This is a genomic window from Priestia abyssalis (assembly GCF_002019595.1).
In the GTDB taxonomy this organism is placed as follows: Bacteria; Bacillota; Bacilli; order Bacillales; family Bacillaceae_H; genus Bacillus_BA; species Bacillus_BA abyssalis.
The window spans coordinates 3,039,871-3,055,652 of record NZ_KV917369.1; the positions used below are offsets into that span (position 1 = coordinate 3,039,871).

Below are 15,782 nucleotides of genomic sequence, written 5' to 3' on the forward strand. Positions count from 1 at the left end.
TTCATTATACAAAAATGTTTCATATTTTTGTAAAAAATAGGTTGATTCTTTTTTGTAACTTCTGTTCTATCCGTTACTTTAGCAAAACGTTGGTTCCAATTAACCATAATAGTCTAGTCGCACATCGAGCGTACGACTTATTTTCTCTCTTGCAAGTAAGCCTCCAACTGCTCGATTGTCAAAGGATAGGTAAATGTATTACCGCTCCATTGCGTCAAAAACTCTTCTGGTCGCCTCCCGTGAGAGCGTGGACTTAAAGTCGCTTCTCTCTAAATATCGAAGCTTAATCATATCGCTCTCCCTCTCTTGCTCTATATTTTTATTTAGATGTAACTGTCATGGTTCTATATTGATGATTCAAAACGCGCTCTTCTGATGTTCAACGTTCCCTCTTCGATTATAGCTGATTTGACGACATAGAAAAACAGCAGACAGGCTTCTAACCTGTCTGCTGTTTTTCTATTGTTCCTTCTTTTTTCCTACCCTTCCCTCACGCTTGGCCGCTTCTTTCAATAAAAACTCGATGTGCCCATTGACGCTTCGAAATTCATCTTGTGCCCAACGTTCGATCACTTTATAAAGTTCCGGATCAATGCGCAGAGGAAAACTTTTTTTCTTTGCCATTTTTAATATAAGCTTCCTGTATTAATGACCGGCTGTGTGCCGCGGTCAGAAATGATGGACACCATGATGTTATTGACCATGTTCACTTTGCGCTCGTCATCAAGCTCGAGCGTCCCGTCTTGTTCGAGCTGCTCTACCGCCATCTGCGCCATCGTCACAGCGCCTTCTACGATTTTCTTGCGGGCAGACAAGATGGCTGATGCCTGCTGGCGCTGAAGCATGGCGCTCGCGATTTCAGTTGAATAGGCCAAGTGTGTCAGACGCGCTTCTATTACTTCTACACCCGCAACCTGCAAGCGGTCTTGAAGCTCCCGTGTCAATTCGTTCGCCACTTCATCTGCGTTTCCTCTTAACGTCAGCTCCACATCTTCGAATGTATCATACGGATATTTCGTCGCGACATGGCGAACGGCCGTCTCACTTTGAATTTCGACAAACTCCTCATAATGATCCACATCAAAAATAGCTTTCGCTGAATCAATCACTTTAAACACAATGACCGCCGCAATCTCGATCGGATTCCCTTCCACATCGTTCACTTTCAGCTTTTTGCTGTTAAAGTTGCGAACACGCAAGGAAACGGTTTTGCGAATCGTAAACGGCGTCGTTAAAAACATGCCGCTATCACGAATCGTACCTAAATACTGGCCAAAAAAGATCACCGCTTTCGCCTGGTTCGGCTGCACGATTGTGATGCCGCTCACCAGGATGACGAACGCAAGAATACATGGAATACTGATGATGAATTGCTGTTGTACGAAAAAAAATGCTCCTGCGGCTGCACACAGCAGCACAACAAGAATTCCAACAAAACCATTTACATACCCTGCTTTTCGTTCCTTCATGGCTTTCACCTCATTTTTATATCGTATTTATATTAAAATGATATCACTTTTGTTTAAATATGGAAACATTTTTCTATCACTTTCATTTATGTTTTTTAACACTCGAAACATTTTATTAGTATAATAAATATTTTTGTGAAGAAAATAAGAAATCTACTTCACATACTTCTATAATTAATTTTTTCCATCCATTTTAAATTTTTAAAAAATTACGAAATCATTATTGACAACTAATTAATTCGACAATATACTACATAAAGCAACAAGCTAATTTCAACACTTTTTCCGATAAAAGCGTTGCAGGAGGAAACAAATAATGGGTTCATTATTGAGAAAAAAATCGATTACAGATATGATTCAGCAAAGTAAGAAAAAGTCACTGAACCGCTCCCTCAGTGCAGTTGATTTAACTTTGCTTGGTATAGGAGCCATCATCGGAACAGGAATTTTCGTTCTGACCGGTGTTGTAGCAGCGGAAAGCGCAGGTCCTGCCCTCATCATCTCCTTTATCATGTCAGGTCTTGCTTGTGCATTTGCGGCCTTTTGCTACGCGGAATTCTCGTCAACCGTTCCACTTTCAGGAAGCGTATATACGTACACATACGCAACGCTTGGCGAAATTTTCGCTTTCTTGATCGGCTGGGATTTAATGCTCGAATATTTGCTTGCGACATCAGCGGTCGCAACCGGCTGGTCCGCTTATTTTCAATCATTGCTAAAAGGATTTGGCTTTGAGCTTCCGGCTGTCATTTCATCCGCACCAGGTACAGGACAAGGCGGCTTGATTAATTTACCGGCTGTTTTGATTATCCTGTTAATTACCGCTCTATTAAGTAAAGGGATTCGCGAAAGCTCCCGTGTCAATAACATTATGGTTTTGGTTAAATTAGCCGTTATCATCGCTTTTATCGCAGCGGGTATCGGCTATGTGAAGCCGGAAAACTGGCAGCCGTTTATGCCGTTTGGCTTTGAAGGGATTGTAACGGGAGCGGCAACAGTCTTTTTCGCTTACCTCGGTTTCGATGCTGTCGCTACAGCGGCGGAAGAGGTTAAACGCCCGCAGCGTGATGTTCCGATTGGAATTGTCGCTTCTCTTGCGATTTGTACAATTCTTTACATCGCCGTTTCATTGATTCTGACAGGGATGGTTCCTTACACGCAGTTAAACGTAGCGGACCCTGTATCTTTCGCTCTTACTTTCGTTGGCCAAGATCGTTTAGCAGGCTTCATTTCAGTTGGAGCGATTACGGGAATTACAACGGTATTATTGGTTATGCTTTATGCACAGGTTCGCATTTCATACGCAATGAGCCGTGACGGCTTGCTGCCTAAAGGATTATCAAAGGTTCACGAAAAGTTCCAGACTCCATTCCAAAACACATGGGTGACAGGCTTTATCGGGGCAGGAATCGCGGGGTTCGTCGACTTGACGACATTGGCACATTTAGTCAACATGGGAACATTGGCAGCCTTCACGCTCATCTCTATCGCTGTCATCATCATGAGAAAAACACACCCGAACTTGGAACGTGCGTTTAAAGTACCATTCGTTCCGGTATTGCCAGCCATCAGCGCTCTCTTCTGTCTATACTTAATGAGCAGCCTGCCGGCCATTACATGGATTTCATTCTTCATCTGGATTGGCATCGGAGTTCTCGTGTACTTCGGCTATGCGAGAAAGAACAGTAAATTAAATGAGGAAAAGGATTAACCTCGTAATCAGCAAGTTTCCTAAGGCTTAACAACCATTAGCAAAAACACTTCGATCTCATTCAATATGAAATCGAAGCGTTTTTCATTTTCCGCTCAAGTATTAAAATGACAGCTTGCTTACATTCCCTTTTGATTTCTCTTCCTTACTACCGCAATCACCAACAAAATGAGAGGAATGATCGTTTGCATTAAAAGTCCGTAAAAGGGGAAGGCAAAGACATCGTAATGACTGAGTTCCATGACGCTGGGAAACGACCAAAAGCTGAATTCTACCAAAAGAATCCCTAACGGCCATACAACGGGCCGGTAGTCGGAAAGATTCAGCCATTGGGCGGTACCTAAAGCAGCCGCATAATAAAACACAGAAATCTTGACAAATGCCCCTAATATCCAAACAGCCATGGTGATGGACTCCAAATGTTCGAAGAAGTCGGCGAGACTGATGTATCGGGCAGCGTTCATCAAGGGATAAACCTTAGAAGATGTCGCTTCCCCGAGTGTAAAAAGTACGGTGAAATTTACTAACATTAACGTCATCATCACGGCAAACACCGCGATCATTCCGTATTTCATTCCTTTTTTTATATCGGCTAAAAATGGAAGGAGAAAAATGATCAGAAAGAATTCCGTGAACCATCCACCCGGCACAATCGCCCCCTTGAAAGAAGGCATCATTCCTCCCTCGAACACGGGAAAAACATTTTTGACATCAAAATCAGGGCTCAATAAGATAATTAAAATGAGAAGCGGAAGGAGAAAAAGAGGTGAAAACAATTCAGCAACTCTCCCTAATACTTCTAAACCTCCGCGTACGGTAAAGGCACAAAGTAAGACCATCGATGCCATGATAAGGCTGATTGGGGTATTAACCAGAAAAGAGTCGACAATAAATTCTCCGTAAGTTCTAATGATTTGTCCTGTGATTGGGATATAAAAAAACAAATATAAAAAACCGAGAATTTTTCCTGCGAACCGGCCAATGATCTGTTCACTGAATTGGATCACCGTTTGGTTCGGATAAAGTTTATGCAGTCGATACGCTATATATACCGTGACATAGCCGATGAGGGACGCCCAAATGGGGGACAGCCATAAATCATTTCCAGCATAGTGGGCTGAAATGCCCGGCACTCCGAGAACAGCGGTAGCCACAATCGTCGGATACATCATGACGGCCATCTGGAGGGATGAAATTTTGCCTTTCTCCATCATCTTTCTCCTTTCCGTACTATTTTAAAAACGTCATGCCTGCTGCCACGGGTATTTACTTTTCCATGAACCGCCCAAATGGCCTGAACAAAGTTTCAACCCATGAAGAAGGTCCTCCCATATGCGGGAGATCGAACATCGACAGCACCCACCCGATGAAGAACAGTATAAAAAAAGCCATTTTGTCTTTTTTAGGGTGTTGTTTCATTCTCGGCCATTCATACAAAATGATGAGAGCGACGATTACAGTTGTGCCAAAGAAAGCCTCCCATCTCACTTTTCTTTCACCTCTTCCTCAAGCAATCCTCCCGGTTTATTTATATATCCCTGTCTGCGAATATGGGCTTCCACGTCGATTTTCACTTCTACCTCCGGGAACACCTCATCCCAGCGATTTTCGACTTGTTTCCACTGTTTTGGGTATTTCCGGTGGAATTCTTTAGCGAAACCCAAAATATCGGCTTTCAGCTCATGCTGTGCTTTTTGAATAGCGAGATCGATACGATTTTGGATATCTTTTCCATACGCTTTTTCTACCTTCTTTATTACTTCATTATTTGTGAGGTTCAAATTCGTTCTGTTTTGGACGACAGCTCCTTCTGTATTCACTTTCACGAGCATTTTCCATTTTTCACCTTGAATTCTCGGAATGAGTTTGATTTGAGCTGATACCGGATTTAAAGACACATCTCCTTTTGCATCTTGAGGGTTTACGGTAACTGTGTATTCTTCCATTTCATTTCTCAACCATAACACCCCTCTTGTTTCCTTTTCATTTATCTTTCCAACCATTCGATCTTTTTTAAAGACGGCTGTTCCGTCGATTTTAGGAAACTGAAATGGCTTTTCTTGACCTTGCTCCGCTGATAACACTTTAACATATGGAATTGCCGCTGCTTGAGCTTTACCTATTAGCATTTTATCTAGATCCTGCATCGTGACCTGCATTCCAATATGCAAATCGGATAGCTCCCGAATGACTTCGCCCGAATAGCGTTCCAGCTCTGGAGTCAATTCAAGAACATGCTTTGCTTTTCCCCTGCTGACATACATATAGGCTCTTTCCCTTGGCTGCGGATGGCGGAGCAGGAAATCCATTGGCTCTTGTATTCCTTTCTTCGCCAGTGTTTCACCAAATATAAACACTTTGCATTGTCCCCAAAAGATTTTGCGAGGGACTTCACCTTGAAGCTTTGAGAGTGCATCTGCAATATTCGCTCCTTTTTGAGATGCTACCAATGTAATACCTCCTTCACCGGCGCTTCCTCCCCCTCCACCTCCGCCCCCTTGACCGCCTCCGCTGCTTAATGCTTTAGGGATAAAGATTTGAAGGGAGAGCTCGATTTCCTTTTCGCCCTTTATATCGATAGCCGCTGCTGTGACAATGGCCAAATCATTAAGTTCGACTCGATCCCAGCAGCCGCTTACGAAAAGGATCGATCCACAGCAGAAGAGCAACAGAAGGATGCTTTTCATAAAGTGATGCCCCCTCCTTTCTCCAACATCTTTGTTCGCCCTCCCCGATTATTCGCTCCCCCGTTGTGGATTCGGTGCCTGTTCTGTAGACTCACGGAATAAGTTCGCCTCTCCTGTGAGACGGGGACGTGTATCCATCATCCACCAAGGAGACCTCCACAACACATCCTTCAGCTCTCGTCCTTTTATCGGTGCTAATGGCGTTAAATAAGGAATACCAAAAGAACGCAAGCTGCATAAGTGAATCGCTATAGCGATCATTCCCATCATGATCCCAAGCAGTCCTAAACTAGCAGCAAGCAGCATTATCGGAAAACGAAGCATCCGAATCGCAATGCCGGCAATGTAACGAGGAATCATGAAAGAAGCAATTCCCGTAATGGCTACGACAATGACCATCGGGGCTGAAACCAATCCCGCTTGGACTGCGGCTTGACCAATGACAAGCGCTCCCACAATGCTGACAGCGGCGCCTATTTGTTTCGGCAATCGAACTCCTGCCTCCCTTAATGCTTCAAACGAAACTTCCATAAGCAGCGCCTCTACTACGGCAGGAAAAGGGACCGCTTCCCTGGAAGCTGCCATACTCAACAGCAAAGCGGATGGCACCATTTCGTGATGGAACGTCAGAATCGCGACGTAAAGAGAAGGAAGCAAGAGAGAGATTCCAAGAAAAAGATAACGTAACCAACGGATAAACGTGCTAACCATAAATCGTTGATAATAATCCTCATGTGATTGAATCAACGAAAAGAAGGAGATGGGGGCAATTAAACTAAATGGAGTTCCTTCTACTAAAATGACCGCCCGCCCCTCCAGCATGTTGGCACAGGCTACATCCGGCCGTTCTGTTGACAGGATCTGCGGGAAAGGTGAATACGGGTTGTCCTCAATCATTTCCTCGATATATTCACTTTCCAAAATTCCATCGATCTCAATTCGCTTCAGCCGATTCGTTATCTCTTCAATCAGCGTTTTATCGGCAATTCCTTCAATATAAGCAAGTGCTACGGCTGTCCTCGTATAACTCCCGATTTTCATTGATTGTATTTTAAGAGCAGGGCTTTTAATAATGCGGCGCAATTGAGACGTACTCACCTCTAGAGACTCATTAAACCCCTCCCGCGGCCCCCTGATTCCTACCTCTGCTGTCGGTTCTTCGAGGGCCCGCTTTTCCCATTTGGCCATTCCTAAAGAAAATCCGTCGCTCTCCCCTTCATACAAAAGAATAGGATTTCCAGATGAGATCGACTCAACACAATCCGCTAATGTGTACACCCTTTTCACTTTGGAAACGGGCATTTTATTTTCAAGAAATTCATTTAATGGCTGCTGTTCGCTTGCCGTTTCCTTCATGAGTGGAGATAATACAAATTCATCTATCCCTTGAACGTCGGAAAGGCCCTCAATATAAATAATCACGGCTCTTGTTTTCCTAAAAATTAAAAATGAACGGAAAATGACATCTGCACAGTTATCATATAGTAAACGAAGCGTTTCGACATTTTGGTTGAAATCGTCATGAAGAGAATCCTGCGGCTTGGAATCGTGCCGGTCACTTTGTGAAGAGGGCTTCTTTTCTTTCGTTTCTCTTAACAATTTACGTACATTACGAATCAAGCCGCTCCCCTCCATATTGTTGAAAATGTTTCCTTTTTTCTATGTTTTTCTATTTCAGGTGCTTTATACGAAAAATAATCAAAAATTTCCCTTCCCTATATCCTTGTTCGGCTTTTACGCAGGATATAAGGTCATAAAAAAATAAGCAATCCTTCCTATGGAAGAACCGCTTATTTCTCTATCTTATATGAACCCATATTCATTTTTTAGGGTCATCACCGCTTTTTATACTGTTAGCGACCTTTATGCTTATATATCATGAGTAGATTCCTGATTCCTTATGTAAATTTATATATTATAAAATAGGAGACAATAGCCGCGAAATCGATTCTTTGAATTTGATTAATCGGGTACGATGGTCGTACATTTCTTTTGTCATCTCGATTGATTTTTTCATATCGTCCTCAAAAATGTCCTGCAGGCGTCCGGCCACTCTCGTATCGAAAATAAATGCATTCACTTCAAAATTCAGCTTGAAGCTGCGCACATCAAAGTTGGCTGTTCCGACAGACGCCACTTTTCCATCAACGACAATCGTTTTAGCATGGATAAAACCATTATCATATATATAGCATTTTACCCCTACATCCAGCAGTTCTCCTATATGAGCATATGTCGCCCAGTAGACAAACATGTGGTCAGGTTTATTCGGGATCATAATTCGAATATCCACTCCCGACATAGCTGCAATTTTCAACGCATTCATCACACTTTCATCCGGCACAAAGTAAGGGGTTTGAATATCAATACTTTCCTTTGCCGCATAAATCATGCGCAAAATGCCGTCGCGAATTTGCTGCCACTCCGAATCAGGACCGCTGGAAATGATTTGAATACCTGTATGTCCCTGAGATACCTTTTTGGGAAAATAGCGTTTATCCATTTCCAATTTTTCATCAGATGCATGGTTCCAATCGAGAAAAAAGCGAACCTGCAGCGCATCGACGGCGCTTCCTTTCACCATTAAGTGTGTATCCCGCCAATAACCGAACTTCTTTGACAATCCCAAATATTCATCTCCGATATTAAAGCCGCCGACAAAGCCGACTGTTCCGTCGATGACCACAATTTTACGATGATTTCGATAATTGACGCGAATATTTAAAAAAGGCAAGAGCTTGGATGGGAAGAAAGCAGCCACTTCTCCTCCAGCTTCGATTAACGGCTCAAAAAAACGTTTGCTGACCGTCGACGATCCCATATCATCGTATAATACTTTTACTTCAACGCCTTCTTTTGCTTTTTCCGTCAGTGCCTGAAGAATGCCCTGGCCGATATTGTCCTTTTTAAAGATAAAATAGACAAGATGAATATGGTCTTTTGCCTCACGGATTTGTTTTAAGAGAGTATCAAACTTCGCATGCCCGTCCGTAAAAATTTCCACTTCATTATCTTGCGTATACAACCCGTAGGCAGTTAAGACGTTCATATAAATCAACGATTGGTAATCTGCCATAGAAGGGTCATTGTAGCGCATCTCTTTTTGCTCGAGCAGCATTTTTTGCTTTTCCAGCTCCGCGCTCATTTTCTTCTTCCGTTTTCCCGTCAGCTTAAAAATTTTCCTCTTACTTAAATTTTGTCCAAAAATGATATAAAGAAAAAATCCAGCAATCGGAATGAAAAATAAAACAAGCAGCCAAGCCCATGTGGCGGCAACATGCCGTCTTTCCAGGAAGATGACAGTGACGGCAAAAAGAATGTTCAACACCGTGAAAAAAGATAGTAAATATACGATAATATCGATTGTTTTCATTGATTCATCCTCTATTTCTCTATTGAGATGTTTTCCCTTTCATTATCATTGTATCTCGGACAAGCGCACTACAACAACTTTATTGATTTTATTTGTTTATACCCTTCTGATTAGAAATGAAACGCCCCGGAGAATCTCCGAATACAGGAGAAAACTGGCATGACATGTCCCGGTGGTCTATATCCTTTATAAAGGGGTTGTTCAAAAGAGCAGATTTTTTCAGTTGGAGGGATTCATCATGTCATGGTTTGAAGCCTTTGTTTTAGGAATCATTCAGGGGTTAACCGAGTTTCTTCCCATCAGCAGCACGGGTCACCTTTATTTAGGAAGGCATACGTTCGGATTGGATGAAGCCGGATTGTTTTTGGACACGATGCTGCATATCGGAACATTGCTTGCCGTATTCGTTTTCTATAAAGACGAACTGCTTCATATGTTAAAAAAACCGTTTGGAAAAATGACCTTCCTCCTCATTGTCGGAACCATTCCTGCTGTTGTCATCGGACTGGCCTTTAAAGATTACTTTGAGGAAATCTCCAAAACAGGGGTGACAATTGGCTGGGAATTTCTTGTCACCGGCTTATTTTTATGGTTTTCCGACTCCATTCGAGATGGTCGCAAAAAGATGGAGGACATCAGTTATACCGATGCCTTCGTCATCGGAACATTTCAGGCAGCGGCTATTTTCCCGGCCATTTCCCGTTCCGGACTGACGATTGCAGCGGCATTGATGAGAAAGCTGGACAGGGGGACAGCCGCGTATTTTTCCTTTTTGCTTTCCACTCCTGCCATTTTCGGGGCGGTCGTTCTGCAGCTAGGGGACTTATTCGGTGGACAAACCGAGCAAATTTCGCTCGTTTCCTTATTCATCGGGACCCTTTCTTCCGCCATTTTCGGTTATATTGCCGTGAAATGGATGATTGATTTTTTGAAGAAACGGTCATTGAAAGTATTCGCTGTCTACGTATGGGCACTCGGGCTGCTCGTGCTTGCAGGTCAGTATACAGGAGTATTTTAGGGACCCCTGTTAATTTTAAGCATTTATGGTTTGTTCGTATAAAATGTCAATTGTCTAGTTGCGAAAGCCAAACCGTACGGCTGTTTCACTTCTTCCTGCAGAGTCAAAAAGCGACTCCTTCTCAGAAGCTCTAACATCCTGTCGGTTTAAACGGGCTTTCTCCACTTTTCTAAAAAAGCGGACACTCCTTTGTGCCCGCTTTTCTTTGCTAACGACGATGTTCCACGAGATCAATCGCACCTAACACGACATGTGCCAAGCCGAAACCGAAAATGGTATTGGAAATCATCGGATCTATACGACGATTTTGTGTCAGCGCATAACCTGCAGCGGTGACCGCTGTTCCTAAAACGGTTGGAATTAACCCTTCGCGAATATTGTTCAAGGTTGTTCCCTCCTCATCGTAATCAGCCCTATTGTATTCAATGAATGAATACTGCCGTTAGTCTTCCCTTCCTTGCTGTTCTAATTCAGCTTTTACCTTATTCCTCTAAGTTAGCTTCTTTTTCTTTATATGAATGTTTATATGTTTTCTTTTCCAATCCCGCCCTTCTTAATTGCGTTTTTACTTTGATTTTAATATCCGCTTTTGCAAATTGCTCTGACCACTCATCTTCAATCTTTTTATACTGTTGATGCTGCTGAATAAACATCTTCTCCCCAAACCCGAAGACGTCAGATTCCTGCTCTTGTGCTTTTTGAATCGTTTGGAACATTTCTTTTTCAATATGTTCATTGATTTTCTTCTCAAAGTTCTCGTAAGTGGAAATTTTACTCAAATCATCATCACAGGTGGATGAATTCAAAAAAGCTTCAAATCCCGTTTCCACTGCAATGACAGGTCGGTCTTCAGGATACGTGATTTTAACATCTGTTTCCGCTTGTGTCACTCGGATTCCTAAAACACCGGTTTCTGAGCAAGGGATCGAGTAATTCGTCCCCTGAATACGATTCATGATGACAGAGTAGTTTCGTACATCTTGAATCGAGAAGTGTCCGACCAACTTTCCCCCTCTGAAAATACCCGCTCCCGTAACAATTACCATCGTATCTGGTATCAATAACTGCATATTGGTCACGTCTTTCCCTTTTTCAGGGTCCCCTTTGATTTCAACTGTCTCTACAATGGCTTCTTTCCCATTCGACCTTACCGCTTCACTGAAATCTTGAAGTCGAACGCTCGGGTCACCCCCATACTCTCTTTGAAGAGTGTTCAGCTGGGTATTGAGTTTTAAACTGGAACTTTTTTGAAGAGCATAGTTAACAGACAGAATTTCTTTCGCGTCACTCTCTCTTGCTATGACAATATTAAAATCGTCGCGAATTTCACGCTCACGCACTAGAAAATCAAGAATTTCTTCCACTCCCTCTTCGGCCAGCTCTTCAGAAATGACGATGACCTGCATGTGAGAGAGAATAAGTTTCCTTGTAAAAAATGTATTAAATCTTTTGACGAGCTCGGAAATCTCCTCCCCTTCCATGCTGTAGACAACAGAAGGAGACGAAACGCCGGTTGGTTTTGGCCCTATTTCTACCGCATTTAAAAATTCCAACGAAATTTTATACTTCGCATCCTCTCCCTTATCAAGTGCCATACCGGCTACCACAGAAACTTCGTTTATCTCAACCATATCCGAGCATCCGCTTAAACAGAGCAGACTTGCCATACAGGCTGTGAGCAAGCTTTTCTTAAGAATTCCCACTAGTATCCCCCTTTTGCGGCGGAGCCGGCCGTCGTGCATGCGGCTGTTTCACCGGCTGCTTTGATTGTAAGAAACTCGGACGTGTTCTCATTAACCAGGCCGGAAGACGCAATATCGTATCCTTTTGAGCGCTTAAACGAAAATTAGTAATGTCTGTCATATAGTTGACCCCAAAAGAGCGGAGGCTGTTTAAATGGCAAACCATGATCATTAACCCGAGCATCGTACCGTACAAGCCTGTGGAAGCCGCTATAATCATGAAAGCGAAGCGCAGCAGCCGTGCCGCCATTGAAAACGAGTAAACCGGACTGACAAAGCCGGCAATGGCCGTTAACGAGACGACAATGACCATGATATTCGAAATAAGCCCCGCCTCTACCGCTGCCTGCCCGATGACGAGACCTCCCACAATGGAAACGGTCATACCAATGGCCCGCGGCATTCGAACGCCGGCCTCCCGCAAAATCTCAAATGTGATTTCCATGATGAAGGCTTCCACAATAGTGGGAAAAGGCACCCCCTCCCGCTGCGCGATAATGCTAATGAGCAGCGGGGTCGGGATTAATTCCTGATGATAAGTGATGACTCCGACATAAATGGACGGCAAAATAAGGGAGATCATGAACGATACATAACGAATGACCCGAATGAATGAAACCATCATAAACGGTTGGATATAATCTTCCGAAACACGGAAAAAATCGCTGAATACAACCGGGACCAATAGCACAAAAGGGGCCTCTTCCACAATTACAGCAATTTTCCCTTCCATAATGCCTGCTGCGATGGTATCCGGCCTTTCGGTATGATAAATGAGCGGAAAAGGAGTTATCGTTTGATCAGTGATGTATTCCTCCAACACCCCCGACAATGGAACATTGTTCATGTTCGCTTCCTGAATGCGATGGCGCAGTTCCTGAATGATACCGTCGTTCGCGATATTATTCAGGTAGCCAATATAGACTCCTGTAGGAGCATCTGCTCCAATTTCGAATCCTTCGAATCGTAAGGCCGAATTTTTAATCCTTCTGCGAATAAGACTGATGTTTGTTTGTGCCGATTCCGTAAAAGCATCTTTTGGACCGCGTATCGTCGTTTGAGAAGTCGGCTCTGAGATGGAACGGTATTGAATATTTTGGATTTTTAAGGCAATGGCTTCTACACGCTCTTCTAAATATAATAAACAGTAGCCCTTCAGCAATAGTTTAATCGCTTTTGACTGTTCCGTGACAATTTCCTTCGTCATCCCTGTAAAGATGGCATCCATGAAACGAGTGACACCTTGCTCCTCTAATATGTAATTGGCTGAGTGATTATGGACAGTGATCGGTTCGAGAATACTGGCCGAGATTAATGTCGAATTGGTCATCGAATCGAGATAGCATAACAAACCGGACATTCTTTCAATACTAACTCGATTAATCGAAAAATCTACGGTTCCGCCAAATACACTCTTTAGCTGCTTCTCGGTTTCATTCAAATCCACAGAAACAGAACTTTCCTTTATTTCGTCTGGAAGTGACTCTTCAGAATATGAAAACTTTGTCTGTTTCTTTTGTTTTTTCTTACGTATCCATTCATCCAGCTTCACTGCGCTTCCCTCCTAGCTTTTGCTTCGCCCATAAACCAATCCATAAGAAAATGGGAATTCCGTATTGAAGCGGCAGATGAATATAATACGGAACAAACTGCAGTCCTTCTTGTATATGTTCAGCATAGTTGTCAGCAATGATGATTATTAAAACAGAAAGGATTCCTCCGAATGGAAGGATAAAAAAGCGGTACGGGATAGAAGAAATGACTTCCATTCCTTTTAAGGCGGCAAGTGCAAATATCAGTACCTTAATAAAGATGCCAACCAGTATAACGAAGACGACAAGTGCATCCAACCGTTCCAGAAAGTTGGCAATCGAAATACTGCGGACAGCCGACAATAAAGGAAACGATGCTATCGATGAACGATCAACACCTAAAACAGCCAATTTGATAATGGTGAAAAACGACAAAACCATTCCCGACACGATAATAGATGCAGCACATATTTTAAAAAGCTGTTCCTTTTGCTGCACATATGTGGACAGACAGAGAAATGCGACCGTTTCGCCAAACGGAAATGTCATCAATTCAGGATAAATGGCAGTTACAATGGGTTGTGAGCCGTCTGCCAAGATTGGACGAATTTTATTGATGTCGATACTTCCATTCATCCAAAGGAACAACACAATCAAGAATAAAAAAGTAACAATATATGGCATAAATACAATGAGAGACCGCGCGGACACTTCCAATCCGTGATACAAGTAGTACATGACCGTAAGAATAAAAAGAATGCCGATGATTTCACCCGACGTTTGAGGGTAAATGGCGGTATTGACAAGTTCAATAAAATCCCTAAGTACCCGCGCTGCAATATAAATGAAATACACGACATACAGAAACGTAATGCATTTGCTTATTTTGGAGCCCAACAAAGAGCTAAGTCCGCTGTACAGACAGCTTTGCGACGACAAAGCCAGTATTTTAACGTAAACAAACATAAGAGCCACTCCAATGAGAGAAGCCAAAAATACCGCAATCCATGCATCTTGCTTCGCTTCATTCCCTACGCCAACTACAACAGCCGAACCGATTTCAAAGAAAAAAATAAGAAGGAATAATTGCGTATACGAAATGTATTCCGATTGACTGGCCTTCATTTTCTCCAGCTTCACCGCCCTTTCACGTTTTGTTTTCTTTCATTTTCCTATACCTGTAAATATCAAGAATGACGGTAATGGAAAAAGTAATAAATAAAAATCCGTATATAAAGGCCTTACCGGTGCTGTTACTCTGTATGAAAATACGGTACAAAACAGAAAGTGCACTTTCTTTATACAAAAGCATATCGATGCCGACTACGACAACGAGCAAACAACTACCGAGCAATGCAGAAAGTAACAAAATCATTTTCACTACACCTCATTCAAAAGGTTTCCTTCTTATTTTTTCCTAAATTGGCAATGCTTTATTCGAGAGGATGATCCAAAAGAACGAAAACCAACCCTTTTGGATCATCCTCATGAAAGGACCCAATGAGAATCCAGTGGAATCAATATGGACAGCGGCTTCCGGCGGCAAACAAGTCAAAACCACCCGTGATAACGGGTGGTTTGCTCTACGGCTGGAAGCCTTTGTTACTGACCAAACCCTAAAGGGCTACTGAATGGTTCGCCAGTTGTACTACTTCTACTGGCCAGACCTCAAAGGCCTCCTCCTTACTTTCGTTTCTTTTTCTTTACCTCTTCACCTGTAAATGGATCGATGTATTCCATCATACTTAATTGTTCTGCGACTATATCATCTTGTATTTGATTGCGTATATATTCTTCTATCACCTTCTTATTTCTCCCAACGGTATCCACATAATATCCTGTACACCAAAATTTTCGGTTTCCGTATCTATATTTTAAATTTGCGTGACGATCAAAGATCATTAAACTGCTTTTTCCTTTTAAATATCCTACAAATGAAGAGACACTGATCTTAGGCGGAATACTTACCAACATATGTACGTGGTCTTTACACGCTGTTGCTTCGATAATCTCCACACCTTTTCTTTCGCACAAGGTACGTAGTATTTCTCCAATGTCTTTTTTAATTTTCCCATAAATCACTTGTCTTCTATACTTCGGTGCAAATACGATATGATACTTACAATTCCAAGTTGTATGTGCTAAACTATTAGTGTCTTTTTTAGACATAAAAACTCCTCCGTATGCTGATATTTTGGTTGGCGAACCAAAAATATTTTAGCACCACAGGGGAGTTTTTTTAATACCATG

The 15,782-nt window shown here is 42.5% G+C and carries 15 protein-coding genes; 2 read left to right on the forward strand and 13 right to left on the reverse strand.

The window, feature by feature from the left end:
* Nucleotides 1-459 precede the first annotated feature (459 nt).
* Nucleotides 460-624, reverse strand: a complete 165-nt coding sequence (locus tag BK575_RS14570) for a type II toxin-antitoxin system antitoxin (protein WP_078411026.1) — start codon at nucleotides 622-624, stop codon at nucleotides 460-462.
* Between the two features lie 2 nt (nucleotides 625-626).
* Nucleotides 627-1,469 carry an SPFH domain-containing protein gene (locus tag BK575_RS14575; RefSeq protein WP_078411027.1) on the reverse strand — a complete coding sequence of 281 codons (843 nt, stop codon included), beginning with the start codon at nucleotides 1,467-1,469 and terminating at the stop codon, nucleotides 627-629.
* Between the two features lie 316 nt (nucleotides 1,470-1,785).
* Between BK575_RS14575 and BK575_RS14580 the strand changes: the two genes are divergently transcribed.
* Nucleotides 1,786-3,180 (forward strand): amino acid permease, encoded by a 1,395-nt coding sequence (locus BK575_RS14580; protein WP_078411028.1) that lies wholly within the window; start codon nucleotides 1,786-1,788, stop codon nucleotides 3,178-3,180.
* 119 nt (nucleotides 3,181-3,299) lie between these two features.
* On the opposite strand, the gene BK575_RS14585 is transcribed toward BK575_RS14580, so the two are convergent.
* The 5 genes from BK575_RS14585 to cls form a co-directional block, all read right to left on the reverse strand.
* On the reverse strand, nucleotides 3,300-4,391 hold the full coding sequence (locus BK575_RS14585; protein ID WP_078411029.1) for a GerAB/ArcD/ProY family transporter: 1,092 nt from the start codon (nucleotides 4,389-4,391) through the stop codon (nucleotides 3,300-3,302).
* Between the two features lie 55 nt (nucleotides 4,392-4,446).
* Complete coding sequence (locus BK575_RS14590) at nucleotides 4,447-4,668, reverse strand: hypothetical protein (protein WP_078411030.1); 222 nt, start codon at nucleotides 4,666-4,668, stop codon at nucleotides 4,447-4,449.
* Complete coding sequence (locus BK575_RS14595) at nucleotides 4,665-5,867, reverse strand: Ger(x)C family spore germination protein (RefSeq protein WP_078411031.1); 1,203 nt, start codon at nucleotides 5,865-5,867, stop codon at nucleotides 4,665-4,667. Before BK575_RS14595 ends, BK575_RS14590 begins: the two co-directional genes overlap by 4 nt.
* 48 nt (nucleotides 5,868-5,915) lie before the next feature.
* Nucleotides 5,916-7,502 carry a spore germination protein gene (locus tag BK575_RS14600; RefSeq protein ID WP_078411032.1) on the reverse strand — a complete coding sequence of 529 codons (1,587 nt, stop codon included), beginning with the start codon at nucleotides 7,500-7,502 and terminating at the stop codon, nucleotides 5,916-5,918.
* Nucleotides 7,503-7,782: 280 nt separating this feature from the next.
* Nucleotides 7,783-9,240: a cardiolipin synthase gene (gene cls, locus BK575_RS14605; RefSeq protein ID WP_139368042.1), complete on the reverse strand. Its 1,458-nt coding sequence runs from the start codon at nucleotides 9,238-9,240 to the stop codon at nucleotides 7,783-7,785.
* Between the two features lie 238 nt (nucleotides 9,241-9,478).
* On the opposite strand from cls, the gene BK575_RS14610 reads away from it, so the two are divergent.
* A complete protein-coding gene (locus BK575_RS14610) occupies nucleotides 9,479-10,258 on the forward strand; it encodes an undecaprenyl-diphosphate phosphatase (RefSeq protein ID WP_078411033.1) in 780 nt (259 codons plus the stop codon).
* A gap of 208 nt (nucleotides 10,259-10,466) precedes the next feature.
* Here the strand turns inward: BK575_RS14610 and BK575_RS14615 are convergent, their stop codons facing one another.
* From BK575_RS14615 to tnpA, 6 genes are all read right to left on the reverse strand, one after another.
* Complete coding sequence (locus BK575_RS14615) at nucleotides 10,467-10,643, reverse strand: hypothetical protein (RefSeq protein WP_028397773.1); 177 nt, start codon at nucleotides 10,641-10,643, stop codon at nucleotides 10,467-10,469.
* A 97-nt stretch (nucleotides 10,644-10,740) separates the two neighbouring features.
* Entirely contained in the window at nucleotides 10,741-11,961 is a 1,221-nt protein-coding gene (locus BK575_RS14620; protein WP_169907818.1) for a Ger(x)C family spore germination protein, read from the reverse strand.
* Entirely contained in the window at nucleotides 11,948-13,552 is a 1,605-nt protein-coding gene (locus BK575_RS14625) for a spore germination protein (protein WP_078411035.1), read from the reverse strand. Before BK575_RS14625 ends, BK575_RS14620 begins: the two co-directional genes overlap by 14 nt.
* Nucleotides 13,539-14,672 (reverse strand): GerAB/ArcD/ProY family transporter, encoded by a 1,134-nt coding sequence (locus BK575_RS14630; protein ID WP_139368043.1) that lies wholly within the window; start codon nucleotides 14,670-14,672, stop codon nucleotides 13,539-13,541. Before BK575_RS14630 ends, BK575_RS14625 begins: the two co-directional genes overlap by 14 nt.
* A 7-nt stretch (nucleotides 14,673-14,679) precedes the next feature.
* Nucleotides 14,680-14,907: a hypothetical protein gene (locus tag BK575_RS14635; protein ID WP_078411037.1), complete on the reverse strand. Its 228-nt coding sequence runs from the start codon at nucleotides 14,905-14,907 to the stop codon at nucleotides 14,680-14,682.
* A 308-nt stretch (nucleotides 14,908-15,215) separates the two neighbouring features.
* On the reverse strand, nucleotides 15,216-15,701 hold the full coding sequence (tnpA, locus tag BK575_RS14645; protein ID WP_078409725.1) for an IS200/IS605 family transposase: 486 nt from the start codon (nucleotides 15,699-15,701) through the stop codon (nucleotides 15,216-15,218).
* Nucleotides 15,702-15,782 lie beyond the last annotated feature (81 nt).